10 protein-coding genes are annotated in these 14954 nt (G+C 43.2%); 3 read left to right on the forward strand and 7 right to left on the reverse strand.

The features are described from left to right. Positions 1 to 184 precede the first annotated feature (184 nt). The 3 genes from HW279_RS03175 to HW279_RS03185 all read left to right on the forward strand — a co-directional run bounded on the left by HW279_RS03175 (position 185) and on the right by HW279_RS03185 (position 6316). Positions 185 to 928 (forward strand): TIGR03915 family putative DNA repair protein, encoded by a 744-nt coding sequence (locus HW279_RS03175; RefSeq protein WP_178957938.1) that lies wholly within the window; start codon positions 185 to 187, stop codon positions 926 to 928. 634 nt (positions 929 to 1562) lie between these two features. Beyond that, complete coding sequence (locus tag HW279_RS03180) at positions 1563 to 4868, forward strand: SusC/RagA family TonB-linked outer membrane protein (protein WP_178957939.1); 3306 nt, start codon at positions 1563 to 1565, stop codon at positions 4866 to 4868. Positions 4869 to 4927: 59 nt separating this feature from the next. After that, positions 4928 to 6316, forward strand: coding sequence for a RagB/SusD family nutrient uptake outer membrane protein (locus tag HW279_RS03185; RefSeq protein ID WP_178957940.1), 1389 nt, complete (start codon positions 4928 to 4930; stop codon positions 6314 to 6316). Here HW279_RS03185 and HW279_RS03190 read toward each other — a convergent pair whose 3' ends face one another. From HW279_RS03190 to HW279_RS03220, 7 genes are all read right to left on the reverse strand, one after another. After that, the gene (locus HW279_RS03190) at positions 6317 to 7576 is read right to left on the reverse strand and encodes a putative DNA modification/repair radical SAM protein (protein ID WP_053581221.1); all 1260 of its coding nucleotides are present in this window, start codon (positions 7574 to 7576) and stop codon (positions 6317 to 6319) included. It abuts the gene before it with no gap. A 72-nt stretch (positions 7577 to 7648) separates the two neighbouring features. Then, the gene (locus tag HW279_RS03195) at positions 7649 to 8338 is read right to left on the reverse strand and encodes an HmuY family protein (RefSeq protein WP_178957941.1); all 690 of its coding nucleotides are present in this window, start codon (positions 8336 to 8338) and stop codon (positions 7649 to 7651) included. A 10-nt stretch (positions 8339 to 8348) separates the two neighbouring features. Then, positions 8349 to 10691 carry a TonB-dependent receptor plug domain-containing protein gene (locus HW279_RS03200; protein WP_178957942.1) on the reverse strand — a complete coding sequence of 781 codons (2343 nt, stop codon included), beginning with the start codon at positions 10689 to 10691 and terminating at the stop codon, positions 8349 to 8351. Positions 10692 to 10695: 4 nt separating this feature from the next. Then, on the reverse strand, positions 10696 to 11796 hold the full coding sequence (locus HW279_RS03205) for a DUF4903 family protein (protein WP_178957943.1): 1101 nt from the start codon (positions 11794 to 11796) through the stop codon (positions 10696 to 10698). A gap of 67 nt (positions 11797 to 11863) precedes the next feature. Further along, positions 11864 to 12415: a four helix bundle suffix domain-containing protein gene (locus HW279_RS03210; RefSeq protein ID WP_178957944.1), complete on the reverse strand. Its 552-nt coding sequence runs from the start codon at positions 12413 to 12415 to the stop codon at positions 11864 to 11866. A 175-nt stretch (positions 12416 to 12590) separates the two neighbouring features. Beyond that, positions 12591 to 13151 (reverse strand): calycin-like domain-containing protein, encoded by a 561-nt coding sequence (locus HW279_RS03215; RefSeq protein WP_178957945.1) that lies wholly within the window; start codon positions 13149 to 13151, stop codon positions 12591 to 12593. An 18-nt stretch (positions 13152 to 13169) separates the two neighbouring features. After that, positions 13170 to 14720 (reverse strand): leucine-rich repeat domain-containing protein, encoded by a 1551-nt coding sequence (locus tag HW279_RS03220; RefSeq protein WP_178957946.1) that lies wholly within the window; start codon positions 14718 to 14720, stop codon positions 13170 to 13172. Between the last annotated feature and the right edge of the window lie 234 nt (positions 14721 to 14954).

Consider the following 14954-nt stretch of genomic DNA (forward strand, 5'->3'; position numbering starts at 1 on the left):
AAATGAGGAGGTGTAAGGCATTAGGGCATAGGCAATAGGCCTTAGGCACTAGGGTAGCGACGGAAAGGCGTTAGGCTTTAGGGGGAATGTGGGGACGGTGATTGTACACGAATGTTTTTGTAATATTCTCTCTTTAAAATAAAAAAAGAAGTATATTTGCGGGCTTTTGCGTATTTAACTGTATTTGGCTTTGAAACATTTGGTATACGACAGTACTTTTGAGGGGTTCCTCACAGCGGTATTTGCTGTTTTTGAGTATCGTTACAACGAGGTGACTATTGTAGCGAGACATCGGTTTGCGCCTTTGCTTTTTGGCGAGGAGGAAACGGTGTATACCGATGCTAAGAAAGCGCAACGGGTACTTAGCAAAATAGAACAGTGTTGGGGTAAAGAAGGGGTGGCGATTGTGCTAAGGGCTTTCTTATCGGAAGAAACACATATGGAAGACTACTTATTGGAGGCTATTAGGCTGATGGTGAAATACCCTGAGGGGAAAGTGTTGGAGAACTTTGCCCATAGGGCTATTGCTTCTATACGCAAAGCAGCTAAGAGTGTGGGACGTGAAGTGCACCGAATGAAAGAGTTTGTGCGTTTTGAAAAGGTAGGCGAACTTTACTTTGCCAAAATAGTACCTGAGTATGACGTGTTGCCACTGGTTGTTCCTCATTTCAAAACGCGTTTTTCTGACCAACAGTGGGTACTCTACGACCCTGAACGGGGGTATGGTTTTATTTACAATCTGCACGAGGTGTTGCCTTTTACTCCTGCGGATAAGCATTTTGGAGCGCTTACTCCGGCTACTGCTGATGCTTATCAAACGCTTTGGAAGACTTATTTTCAGCATATTAACATAGCCGAGCGCAAGAACACAAAATACCAAATGAGGAATATGCCGAAACGCTATTGGCAGTACTTACCGGAAGTGTAATTTAGTTTCTTTCAAAATAATTTGCGTAGTTCGACTCTATTTACTACTTTTGTCGCCGTTAAAAAAGTGTTTGAGGGCATACGGACGGGGGAATGAGAGAATGAGAAAATTAGCAAATGAGAAAATGAGAGAATGAGAAAATTAGCAAATGAGAAAATGGGGTAAATGCCAATAATGCCAGCAAGGGAATGGACAGGGCGGACAGGTCAGAGGAGGGGTTGGAGGATTCGGAAGGAAACGGAAAAGTTCGGAAGAGGAGAGGAAGGTTTTTTGATGAAAAAAGGCTATGAGATGGGTGTGGTTAGCTTATAGAGAGCTTATAGGAAGCTTATACGAATCTTGGACGATTGGTATAGAAAGAGTATATAAGTGATTGACTCATAATATAATACAACAAGGCTAAAAATGTTAAAAACGGGGTTTCGAGGCGAAAGAAAAGGAATCCTCACCCCGTCTCTCTCCCAAGGAAAGGGGGAATGTAGCGACGGAAAAAGGGGGAATATAGTGACGGGAAAGCGATTGAAAAATAGTTTTTTGACCTACTGGACTTATGGGAGAAGTGGGACGAGAGTGATGACTTTATTAATGTATATAAAATATTTATAAGAGGTATTGTTTACCAATAAGACTGTTTATGAAAAAATATGTAATAGCGTGGGGGTTCTTCCTCTGCTGTTTTGTGGGCACTTCCGCCCAAATGATTAGTGTATCGGGCAAAGTAACCGATGTGACAAACCACCCTTTGGAAGGTGCAGCAGTAGTGGTTAAAAACGACAATATACTGCTATCTATGGGAACCCTTACCGATATCAAAGGGGAATTTCGGATTTCTGCAAAAGCAGGAGAAGTGATAAGGATTTCGTACTTAGGTATGAAATCTCGTGAATTTACCGTTTCGGCTGAACAACCTTTCTTAAAAGTGCATTTGGAACCGGAGATTATCACTTTAAGTTCTACCGATGTAGTGGCTACGGGCTACCAAAATCTTCACAAAGAGCAAACTACTTCGGCTTATACCAAAATAAGGACAGACCAGCTCAACCGTCAGCTTAATAGAACCGTACAAGAAGCTATTGAGGGACAAATAGCAGGTGTGCGCTTTACAAAAGACCCTTTTACAGGGAAAGAGGTGCCTATACTGCGCGGGGTAGGTACTTTTTCGGGCAATGTGGGCTATTCGCCTTTGGTGGTGATTGACGATATCCCTACCGATACGCCATTAGAGGATATCAACCCCAAAGATATCGAGTCGGTAACGGTACTGAAAGACGCTGCTGCGACGGCTATCTACGGGGTGCGCGCTGCCAATGGGGTGATTGTGATTGTCACCAAAAAGGGCTTGCAGAACGGTTTGCGTATCAACGTGCACACCGACCTGTTCTATACTTTCAAGCCCAATATGAGTCGTATGCGCTACGCTTCGACGTCCGACCTTATTGACCTCGAAACGGCTTTCTACCAAAGCAAATTGGCTGATAGCAATGGGAATGTAGATGACCTTTTTGCTTCCTACGGAGAAATTGGGGGCAGGCAAACGGTGAGGTATTATTCGCCTCTCTTCCAGCTATACCGCGACCAAGCCAAAGGAAAACTCAGTCAACAAGAAGTGAACAGCACGCTTAACGAGTGGCGCAACCGCGATTACGTTCGCGACTTCAAGCGTTATGTGTGGCAACCTATTATCAGCAAACGCTACAATATAAGCGTAGAAAGTGGTAATAACCGCAGTCAGAATTACGCTTCGTTGCAATATGAAGACACCGATGAGCGTATCGTTACCGAAAAGACCCGCGCTCTCAACCTTTATTTAAAAAACACTTACCAGCTCACGCCTTGGCTAAAAAGCACCATAGGGGTGAATAGCAGATATACCGCTGTTGATGCCGTAGCTGAACAAGTGCGGAATTTGTATACCGATTACTTAAAGCAACCGCGTTACACTCGGCTATTGGGAACGAATCCGTATGCGGGTTTTAATTTAGTTGCCCCCATAAACGAACATATTTTAGAACAAATTGCGGGCAACGACGCTTTCCGCCCGTATAGCTTCAATTTATTGGAATCGATAGCACAAGAACATCAAAAACAGTACAACCTCAGTTTGCGTCCGTTTGCAAATCTGCAAGTATCTATCCTCAAAGGCTTGCAATACCAAAGCTATTTTCAATATGAGTTAAACACTCGCAACAGTGAAACTTTCTTTGGCAAAGACACTTATTATATGCGTTTGCGCCACAACCAATTGGTAAAACAAGATGCTACTACTCAAAAATTCTCTTCTGAACTGCCCGAAGGCGGTTATTACGAACAGGAGAAAGGGCAGACACAGCATTATACCTTCCGTCAGCAGTTGGATTTCAATCGCACTTTTGCGGAGGCACACAATGTGACAGCGCTATTGGGCTTCGAGATGCGTCAGCACTACACCCCGCGCAATACTGAGGAAATGCAATATGGTTACGACGAGCAAACGCTCTCCTTCCCTACCCTGAACTGGAAAGACCTCTACAATCCTGGTGTTACTACCTATCTGTACGGCAGGCAGTCGCTATCGCTGAGCCGTAATCAGCAAAGCGAAACCAAACACCGCTTTATCTCTTTTTATAGCACGTTGGGCTATTCATACCGTCAGAAATACAACCTCACAGGGAGTGTGCGCGTAGACCAAGCTGATATGTTTGGGGCAGACCCCAAGTACAAATACCGTCCACTATGGTCAGTAGGCGGTAGCTGGAATTTGCATCGCGAAGATTTCTTCTATGGTAATGTAGTAAACTTGCTAAAACTGCGCCTTACCTATGGTGTCAGTGGTAATGTAGACCAAACTACTACCCCTTTCTTACGCGGACGTTTGCTTACCGATGTGCGAGGCGCTTACCCTAACCAACAGTATTTACAGTTCAACGATACCGATTTGCCTAACCCTAAATTACGTTGGGAAAAGACTGAAACCACCAATTTAGGTATTGACTTCGGTATGTGGTATTGGCTCTCAGGAAGTATCGACCTTTATCGTCGTTACAGTTCCGACCTGTTGGTACTGACCGAACTCGACCCTACCGTAGGTGCTCAAAGACGACTCATCAATAACGGAGCTTTACTGAACAAAGGAATAGAAGTGAGTTTGAATGCTACGCGTGAGTTAGCCAAAGATTTGCAACTTACTGTAAGAACTACTTTTGCCTACAACAAAAATACCATTGAGAAAGTGAGTAGCAAGCCTTCTAATGCTGTGGAATACGCTCGTAACCCCTTGCGTTATTACAAACAAGGAGACGACTTTAACTCGCTTTATGCCTATCGGTACAAAGAAACCACCAATGGCTACCCTATTTATTTAGACGAAAACGGCAACCCTAATACCACTTTCGACGCCAATGGTGTGCCCACTATTAAAGATATCATAAACGAAGATGCCCTCGTAAGATTAGGAACGATGAACCCCACCTTTAACGGAGCCCTTAGCTTGCAACTGCGCTATAAGGCTTTTGAGCTCGGTACGATGTTTATATATGCGGGTGGACATAAACTTCGCAAAGACACTTATTCCATCAATCAAGAAAGCGAAACCCATCGCGATATTACCCAACGTTGGACAGCTGCGAACCCCACCGATATGCCCCGTATGTCGTTCGACTATCCAGCCACTTTGAGACGCACTGCTAATACGGTGAATACACTTTGGCAATACGGCGATAATCACGTGGTAAACGCCGATTATATCAAATGGCGCAATGTGTTATTTTCGTGTTATATTCCTAAAAACATTTGCGAGAAATTGCGCTTACAAGAGGCTAAAATCACCGCTCAGCTCAACAACCTACTCACTTGGTGTGCTGCTGGCGACGATATAGACCCCGAAACCTATCACCTCAACTCTGGAAGTCGCGCTTTGCCCGTAGCAACAGCAGCGTTTTTCGGTATATCATTTAGTTTTTAGCCAGCCGTAGCAGCCGTGGCACGGCAGGCAGACAGTTTTTATACCTTAATAATTTTACAATGAAAAGAATTGCAACCATCATATTCATAGCCCTGTTTCTCAGCGCTTGTGACAAATACACCGACCTCACGCCCAAAGGTGAAAAGATTATCAACACCGCCGAGGAATACTACGATTTGGTAGTACTCCCCACTAAAAACTACCCTCCTTTTAACTTCCGCACTCTGGTAGACGATAATTGGGTGAAGGAGAGTAGCATCATCGGTAAGACACCCGACCTGAACAGTATTAATTTTTATTACGAAGAAAGTGCTCCACGTGCCGATTACATCGAGTCGTCACCCTTTTATAACAATGTATACAGCTATATAGGTAGGTGGAATATGATTATCACTACCGTTGATAATGCCAAAGGCGATACCTCACTAAAAGCACGTGTCAAAGCCGAAGCGCGCTTGCTAAGAGCTTTTGACTATTTTATGCTGGTAAACGTTTACGCCAAAGGCTACGACCCTGCCACAGCAGCTACCGATGGTGGTGTGTGCCTAATGCGTGAATTCGACTTAGAAGCTCACCCCACAAAAGCTACCGTAAAAGAAGTGTATGACTTTATTCAAGAAGATATCGAGGCGGCGTTGCCCCTTTTGCAAGAACACCCTGTGAATGTATATCACCCCTCATTAGCTTTTGGCTATGCCTTGAAAGCCAGAGTGCACCTATTCAGAAGAGAATATCAGCAGGCATTAGTGGCAGCCCAAAAGAGTCTGTCGTACAACAACCAACTGATAGATATGGTGGCTTATGAGGCGAATCCTACCCCTATCACGATAGATAAAAACCCCGAAGTACTCAACTTAGCCTATATGAACGGATATACCGAGATGAACTCTTGGTACATCTACCCCGTGAGTCCTGAGTTTTGCAACCTTTTTGATACAACAAACGATATGCGCTTCAAGCTCTTCTTCAATAAAAACCACCGTTATAACGATAAAGGTTCGGGTACTGCCAACTGGGATATGCTCGCCACTAAGTTCTTCTACCCTACCGTAGGAATGAAAACAGGTGAGATGTACCTTACTTTAGCCGAGTGCAAAGCGCGCTTGGGCAACCTCAGTGGGGCGATGCAAACCGTAAATATCCTCCGTAGCAAACGCATAAAAGGCAATGGTGCGACCCTCGCTACCCCTGCTACTACTGAGGAGACTGTAAAACTCATCATCGAAGAGCGCCGTAGAGAGCTCGCTATGGGCTTTAATCGCTTTTTCGATTTAAAACGATTGAACACCGAGCCTGCTTATGCCAAAACCTTGCAACGCACCTTCCCTCTGGTGAATACCACCGTACCGCAACGCACCTATACCCTGCCTCCCAATTCGCCTATGTACATCATTCCCTTTCCTAAGGACGTAATGGAGAAGAACCCATCGCTTACACAGAATTATTAATCAAAATAACGACAACTGCCCACCGAAAAGCTCCTTATGCTTGTTGTGGCTATTAGCGATAAGCAAATGGCGAAGTTTGGCGGGCTCCATAGTGCCTGCCAACGGCGTAGCCCCGCTACAAGTGATGAAGTATTTTGCTCTGTTTAAGGTTACCCCTATCTGTTTGAGCGAGTAATACGTGAGCTTCTGAAAAGTACGCGCCGCAAGTATCTTCTGTACCGACCGTACTCCCACCCCTGGAACGCGCAAGAGCATTTCACGCGGAGCCGTGTTCACATCTACGGGAAAAAGATGAGGGTGACGCAATGCCCACGCTAATTTAGGGTCTATCTCCAAATCGAGGAACGGTTGCCGAGCATCTAAAATCTCATCAGGAGCAAAGCCGTAGTAACGCATCAGCCAATCGGCTTGGTATAGGCGGTTTTCTCTCACTATGGGCACTTGGCTGTGGATAGACGGTAACCTACTGTCCTGCAATACCGGCACATAACCCGAATAATACACTCGCTTCATTTCAAGCTTGTCATACATATAGCTGGCAACCTTTATAATCTTATGGTCGGTTTCGTCAGTCGCGCCTATAATCATTTGGGTGGTCTGTCCGGCAGGCGCAAACTTAGGCGTATGCTTAAACTTTTTCTTTTCAAGCGAATGCATTGCCAACTCGTTCTTCACCTGTTGCATCGGGGTAAGCATCTGCCGGTGGTCTTTCTCTGGCGCAAGCAGTTTCAACCCCTCTTTGGTAGGTATTTCAAGATTGACGGACAAACGGTCGGCATAAAGTCCTGCTTCGTGAATCAGTTCTTCGCTTGCCCCAGGTATTGTTTTCAGGTGAATATAACCATTGAAGCGCTCTTCTGTCCGCAACTTCTTAGCCACACGCACCAATCGTTCCATCGTAGTATTAGGATCTTTGAACACTCCCGAACTCAAGAACAGCCCCTCGATGTAATTCCGTCGGTAGAAATTAATAGTAAGGTCTACCACTTCCTGCACACTAAAAGCCGCGCGCTGTATATCGTTACTGCGTCGCGACACACAATAAATACAATCGTAGATACAGTGGTTCGTAAGTAAGATTTTGAGCAAAGAAATACACCTGCCGTCCTCAGTAAACGAGTGGCAGATACCGAAGTTCGCAGCGTTGCCCAATTCACCTTTCACCGCCTTACGAGCGCTCCCACTACTCGAGCAAGACACGTCGTATTTGGCAGCATCGGCAAGGATAGCTAGCTTTTCTTTGATACGTTCAAAATCCATTTAATTTATTTTAGCATAACGAATCACGGGTGCAAATGTACTACTTTCTATTGAAATATTACACAAACAAACTTACTTCAACTCATCACAATAAAAACTAATACGTCCCCCTGTGTCGCCTATTTCAATACTCTCGTCATACCAACTCACAATTTGCAGTTTAAAATAGTGCAACCCATCGGCAGTACGGATGATATAAGTGTGAAATGAGGGAGTATAAGAGGGGGGTGGACCTGAGAATACCAATGCCTTATTGAGTAACGGATTAGCATTGGTTTTGGTTTGTTGGGGGCCTTTATTGGGGTCAAACCAAGGTATCCCCGTGATGTTATGAGCTACGGTATAGCTTATCCACTCGCGTTGTGACATAGTGATAGATACGTTGTCGGTATCTACTACCCATTGCAGGTCGTGAGGCAGTTGCGAAACAGTCGTCCAGCGGTCATACCCCTGAAAGCCCATATCGGCAGCTCCTCCGTGTCCGTTGCCACTGGTGCCGCTATTGGTGCGAAGTTTATTACCACAGAATGCTAAATCCCAGTCTAATCTATTTTTCTGATTGCCTTCTATAATATCGGCATTCACTTGGTAGGCATTGAATATCTCACCTGTACGGAGGTTATAGTATATCCAATCGTTGGTGACATTATTGATGTACCCCGAACGACGCGGTAGCACTTTGCCTGTAAAAGGCAGAGCCTCATATTTCACACAAGCCGTACTCAACAAAGCTATCAGTATACTATATAAGATTCTTTTCATATTTGCTAATTTAAAAATCAATCTCTACCTGCACGAAAAACCTACGCCCTGCAGTAGCAGGAATGTTGAACATCGTTACGCCAGAGCCCAAGGTTGAAGGTTTATAATCGAAAATATTATTTGCCCCGACGTTCAGCTTGTAATGCTTCAAAAAGCGTTGTTGTACATTTAAGTTGAAGAGTGCGTAAGCAGGCAATTCACAACGGAAATATGCCTCTTTGCTCACAGGGCGCCGTTGCGTACCACCACCGTATAAAGGTACTTCTTCCTGCACCGTGATGCGATCTTGCACATCAAAGGTTTTCTTACCCATCATACTCATCGTCAGGTTTGCCGATAGGTCGTAGTTGTCGCGATACCATTTGTATTCAAGCCCTGCGGTAGCGGCGTGAGGCGAGGTAGTGTTGATGCGCAAGCCTTCTGTTTTACTTACATCTACATACGAATAGGAAGCGTTGAGCGTAAGGGCGGGCACTATCTTCCAGCGGGTGAGCAGGTCAAAGCCTAAGAGACGTTGCTGGCTGAGGTTCATATACTCAAAGTTATACTGAAACTCGTAGATTTTCCACACCCCCTCTATCTTATCCTGAAACTGATTGATAAAGGCATTCCCCGAAATAAAGAATTTAGGTACCGCATATTCAGCCCCTACCGAAAAGTAATGGTTCTTCTCGGGTTGTAACATCTCATTGCCTACAATTTGAAACATTCCCAAGTGATCCCAATTGAAGAACAATTCTTTAATAGACGGTGAGCGGTAGCCTTTGGCGTAATTCAAGCGATACGAAAGGGCTTCGGTGGGCGAAAACTTCAAAGCTACCTTAGGCAGAGCCATTGTGCCAAACTGCAAGCTGTAATTGGTGCGCAATCCGGCTTCCACTTGCCACTTAGGGCTTATGGTATAAGTGTCCTGAAAGAAGAACTCCCATTCCTTCAACCCTCGTGTGAGCATACGATTGGCTGCAAAGCGGTCGCTGGTGAGGTCGTCTTGAAAATAGTCAATCCCCAAGATAAGGTCGTGCTTTTTGAAGTATTGCGAGGTCAGCGTCAGGCGTGGCTGCATAATTTTAGAGTCGTATACCTTTTTATCCACATCACGTCGCTCGTGTCGTTTGTAGCGTTCGTAAAAGTCGGTATGGAAAGTGCCGTGTAGTGCGAAATAGTTTTTAAGACGGTAGGAGAGTTTTAGCCCTCCGGTGAAGTCTTTGGTTTGTGAGAAATAGAGGTCTTGCACCATATCATACGAGTTCATCAAAAAGCCCGTGCCATATAGCTGTACGCTTAAGTTTTTGCTGTCGTAATACAGTTTTTGTGAAGCCGATAGATGCTCAACCCCCTCAATACCCATTGGCGGACGCAAAAAGGTGGCTTGCACTACAGTATCTTTACTGAGAAACGGATTGGCTTCTTTGGTATACACCTTGCGATCGGGTTCTTTTTGGTAAAGGTAATACGCATCCTGACTGCTGAACCACACATCCGTTTGGGTAGTAAACTTTCCTATCTTAGCCCCTGCCGATACCCACGATTGCAGGTTGGGCTTATCGGCATTCTTTTCAAACATATAGAGAAAATCTCGCCGCTCAGGGTTGTGGTAATTGCGCTCGTTCATCTCGGCGTGTCGCGAACCTACCGTAATAGCAAAAGGCTTATCTGTTTTCTTGGTGATAATATTGATGACTGCTCCTGCTGCCCTCGAACCGTAGAGGGTAGACGACGCCCCTTTCATCACCTCAATGCGCTCTACAGCGTGCAGGTTGAACCGCTCGTAATCGAGGTTGCCCGCCATTTCACCCGTCATACGCTCGCCGTCCATCAAGAAGAGGATATGGCGCGCATCCAAGCCCTGCATACTTATCTCGTTGCCGAAACCCACCTTTTGGATATTCATCCCAGGGGTTTCCTGCATCAGCGCCTGCTGGATATTGCTATAACCCGCTTTCACTAACTCCTGCCCCGTGATGACCTGCACCACCGTAGGTGTTTCTTTGGTGGGGCGCACGGTAGCACCCGTCGTTCTACCTGTGAGCGTAGTGCCCGCCAATTGGGTAGTTTCCTCACTGAGGTATACCGTGAGCTCGTTTTCTGCGTTTAGCGTACCTTTTAGCAGTGTGTAGCCCAGCGACTGCACCGTGTAATGCAGTACACCCCCCTTGCGCCTTTTCAGGAGGGCAATGCCATTGTCATCGGCAATGCTGTGTTGTAGTTTGTCACTATAAGCAGGCTCAGTATAACTCACCACAGCAGCAACTATAGGCAAGCGGGTACTCTTGTCGAGCACCCGCATACGCATTTGTTGGGCTGAGAGGATTCCTCCTAATAGAAATAGTAAAATGGATATAGTGATTCTCATTAACTTAAGGTCTTATAGCTACTTCTTTGGCATAAATGGTAAGTCCTAATTCTTTGTTAAGGTAAGAGAAGGAGGTTATTTTTTTCTCTACATTCACAATCATTCGCACTTCGCCTTTAGCTGAAGTTTTAAGCGTTTGTGTACCCGTAGCGTCCCAAAGAGTAGTGGTTACGTCCGCTGCTTTGAGTTTGGTTTTATCGGTATTGCCTTGCCCGTAAATAGTCTTCTCATTTTGGGTAAGCACATCTATAAAACGCGCTTTGCCACTGAAAGCCAATTGCAAGTTCACTCCACTCACTGCCGTTTTGGCAAGCGATAGTTGCATACGCCCTGTTACATTGTTAGGCTCTTTACCGTCCCATACAAAGGTGATAGGCAAGGCTACCTCTGTAATTTTACCCTCGTAGGTGAGCTTAGCCGTAATAGTTTGGGTAGCACCCAAAAGCGTAATAGCTTTCTGGTTGTTATCACTGTGGAAGATTTCAACCCCTGTGTCCAATTTTGTTTCAGCCAATGCCTCTTCGTAGGCATCGAGCTCTTCTTGAAAGTGAGCTAAGCGAGAGCGGTCAATTTTTTGTTTAAACACCGTGCCCACTACGTTCGCCATATTGTACTGGATTAAGAAATACACCTCGTGTGTATCTACGTTGAAGAAGCCCGTAACAATGGTACTCCCTTCTTTAGTGATAGTAGGACCTTGGTAATTGTCAGGTATATAAGGGGTAGTTACTGCCGCTTTGTCGTAGAATTTTATCCAATTGCCCTCGTATTCCTGTTTGTCCCAATAGCTGAGTTCCATTGCCTCCAAGGAGGCGTGCATTGTTACAGCAAAAGGCATAGTGCCCGGTTGTATTTTTTCGAGGTGCATTTTGAGGCGTTTGCTGGGCTCGTCCCAAGTGAAAGTAAATTTAGTAGGTACGCCCGAAGGCAATAATGACTTGTCCGTACCCGCCAATTTCACGTGTTGCCCTAATACCATATCGCCTTTTAGTACGCTGATAGCTGTTTGCAGTTTAGGGTCGGTATTTTCAATAGGCTTGTTTTGTTCTTCTTTTTTGCAAGCCAAAAGAGCAAGCCCTATAAATAATAAAAGTATTTTTTTCATAGTAAGGTTATTTTTTCTGATTAATCCAATTTGTCTGACTTATCAGATTAATCCGATAATTTATGATTTAACTTCCCGCTCTATAGCTTAGCCTTGCATTCCTCATTTGCTCCCTAATGCCTCCTTTTTTCAAGAATATTTCTTGTTGTTTTTCGAGCAATCGGCGGAGCATATAAGTAGCCTGATGAATAAGAGTAATACACAAGTTTGCTATTTCTTCATCACTACACTTATCAAGTAGTGAACGGTATTGCGAGAATATTTGTTCACTACGAGCAAAAGCTCGCATCTTGTTAAAGCGAGGGTGTCCTGCATTCCACTGTGGAATATTGCGCACGCGCAAGTAATCTTCATAGTCTATTAGGAGCTCCTCCAAACTGGCTTTTGCAACATTCGTGAGTTTAATTTGTGTTTCATAAGAAGTACTTGCTGCTTCACTCCCTTCGGCAATATTTTGTTTTCCAGAGCGTGCAGCTTGCACCATTTGGTCAATAGTACGGTCTCCTTTTTCTAGAAAATGCTTGGTAAAGAAGAAAGTAATATCGTAAATAACTTGTGTTACTTGGTAGCAACGCAAGTGCCTATATCCTCCTTTGGTTTTTAGAAAGGAAGTTTCCATAACGTTATTAATAATTATTTAGCTCCTGCAAAGGTAAGATTTTTTTTGATTTACCCCCCAATCCTATCAATCTAACTTATCTTATCAATCTGATTTATGATTTATCCTATCAATTCGATAATAAATGCCTAAGGAGAAAGTTAGCGCTTCTCCTTAGGCTTAAAGTTACTACTTTTTAGTAAGTGTCAAAGTGTACAGAGGCTGTGAATTTTTTGAAAATCAAGTATCTTCCGTAACTTTGCAAAGTAAACTCTATTTTGGTATCATTACCACTCTTAAAGAATTTACCATTGATGATGGCAGGATAATTTGTAAGAAGTAATGATACTCCTTTGTTAAAACGCCCTGAAAAAGTTCCATCACTATTTAGGGTAATACCTTCAACATTAATGTATAAGTTGGCAGGCATTTTTCCTACACTAAAACCATCGACAGTTAAGTTAAATTTATTACTACTATTAGGAGTGATTTTCACCGTCCTATTAGGAACAGAGGCTTTATCATCTCCATTCATATTCACACGGTTAATTTCACCTTTGTAATTTCCCACTACACCATCTACAGTGAAGTTAAAAGTAACAGAGGCACGTTCGCTAACCACTGCCACTGTATTAGCTTTTTGTGAGTTCCCTCCATTGGCTGGGTTATCAGCAATGTTCAACTCTTCTTTTTGGCATCCTACTAATGCCATTCCTGTGATAGCTACAAAAGCTACCGATTTAAAAAAATGATACATATAAAATTGATTTAGTTACTACTTTTTTCTTTTAGCTCTATTAGATTCCGCTAAATCTTTTAAAGTATACCCTTTTGTTTTACGGATAATATTCCTACCACTTTTATTTTCTGTAGCAGTATAGTCATAAAACTCTATATCTTTTGAAAATTCTCCTATTCCTCCAAAAAAGTACAAGCGTTTTTTAGGAAGGTATTTATTGATAAACGCTTTGGTCTCAGCTCTATCAAATATATCTCTACCTATATCAAAATTTAACTGTCCTGGGAATTCGGGTTCCTCTCCATCTAATTCTTCATATGAAAAGTATTTAATTTCGTTAGGATAAGTGATTTTGGGAACGAGTGGAAGTCCTGCTAATTCTATGATTCCCGCAGCTTCTAATTTGCTTATATCTACAACCGATTTAAGTTTAGGAAGCTCTAAAAGCCCGAAAAGACCAACTACAGTAGGAGTAACAACTCCTTTAGAAAGATTAGGGAATACTATATTCTCTAAGTTAGGACATTTGGAGAAAAATAAATAATCACCTGCAAAACCATCATACCCTATAGTACCTCTTTTCATTATTTTTGTAGAAGAAACATCTATGTCTTTCACTTCCTTATTACCAATAGAAACTATTTGGAATAAATTTTCTGCCTCTGATAAATCAAGTACAGAAGTGGTCAAATTAATAAGTTTTACACTTGCTGTTTTCTTTGATATTTTTAGCTTAGGTAGGTAGAAATTCTCATTGGCTAATAACCATACTTCTACACTTCCACTAAACAAAGGACTATTTATAATATACTCAACCCCCTCTAAGTTTTTAAGATTAGCAAATTCAGGCTTATTATAGCCGTCTATTCCTTTTAATATTTTTACAGCATTGGCTCTTTCATCTACTTTTATACTCTTGCTAATATCAATCTTATCACCACTAAACACACTTGCAAAATTAGCTTTCAAATATTGCAACAACACAGGGTCAGGCACCTCGCGCAAGGTAGTATATTTCTCAGCTGTACCCTGTGCGTTAAGCATTTGTACATCACTTTTAGGAGCGAGTTTTACGTAGGCAGGCAATACGTCCATATTGTATTTAGCGGTTGCAGGCAATACCAGCTTATCAAAACTGCGAATCAGCTTATAAGGCTCTTGGGCATTGTCGCTATAGTCGGTAGTGGCGAGATTCTTAAAGTCGTACAGCTCATTACCACTGAGGTTTACACTCTTTACCGTAGAAGGCAATGTGCCAAAATCGAACGTTTGTGCAAACTTGTTGTTGCTGAGGTTTACCTCACTAAGGGCAGGAAACGCCTCCAAGCCTTTTACATCGGTGAGCTGTTTGCCACTGAGGTTGAGTGAAGTAGTGGTGCGCACCTTGTCGTTTACTACAAGAGTGTTGCCTTCAAAAGTGAAGCCTTGTTCTTTTAAAGCAGTTACCAAAGCCGGATTTTCAATAGCTACTTTGCCATTCTCTGGTTTTGGGGGTTCTGGGCTATCACTTTTCTTGCAAGCACTGCCCAAAGCGATGAACGCTACAGCTATCATCACTTTTACTGAATGTTGGATATAATTTCTCATACGATAAAATGTATTAAATGTGTTTGTTAAAACGAATTGATTTAAAATTTTGGGGACAAAGATACAAATATTATTTAGAACAATAATAAAGAAGTGGTAAAAGATTTATCATTCTTTTATTGGCATCCGATAAAGTATAGCATTCGTATATCACAACCTCCGCTATCTTGTTCTTTTCTTTTACCTCACCATCATTCATTATTTCTTTATACAACTTCTACCTACCTATACAGC

Origin of the sequence: Capnocytophaga sp. oral taxon 903 (genome assembly GCF_013394785.1) — a bacterium.
GTDB lineage: Bacteria > Bacteroidota > Bacteroidia > Flavobacteriales > Flavobacteriaceae > Capnocytophaga > Capnocytophaga ochracea.

Bases quoted from the DNA above. Each gene is read 5' to 3' on its own strand.
- HW279_RS03180 (WP_178957939.1), top strand. From the start codon at position 1,563: ATGAAAAAATATGTAATAGCGTGGGGGTTCTTCCTCTGCTGTTTTGTG.
- HW279_RS03185 (WP_178957940.1), top strand. From the start codon at position 4,928: ATGAAAAGAATTGCAACCATCATATTCATAGCCCTGTTTCTCAGCGCT.
- HW279_RS03190 (WP_053581221.1), bottom strand. From the start codon at position 7,576: ATGGATTTTGAACGTATCAAAGAAAAGCTAGCTATCCTTGCCGATGCT.
- HW279_RS03195 (WP_178957941.1), bottom strand. From the start codon at position 8,338: ATGAAAAGAATCTTATATAGTATACTGATAGCTTTGTTGAGTACGGCT.
- HW279_RS03200 (WP_178957942.1), bottom strand. From the start codon at position 10,691: ATGAGAATCACTATATCCATTTTACTATTTCTATTAGGAGGAATCCTC.
- HW279_RS03205 (WP_178957943.1), bottom strand. From the start codon at position 11,796: ATGAAAAAAATACTTTTATTATTTATAGGGCTTGCTCTTTTGGCTTGC.
- HW279_RS03210 (WP_178957944.1), bottom strand. From the start codon at position 12,415: ATGGAAACTTCCTTTCTAAAAACCAAAGGAGGATATAGGCACTTGCGT.
- HW279_RS03215 (WP_178957945.1), bottom strand. From the start codon at position 13,151: ATGTATCATTTTTTTAAATCGGTAGCTTTTGTAGCTATCACAGGAATG.
- HW279_RS03220 (WP_178957946.1), bottom strand. From the start codon at position 14,720: ATGAGAAATTATATCCAACATTCAGTAAAAGTGATGATAGCTGTAGCG.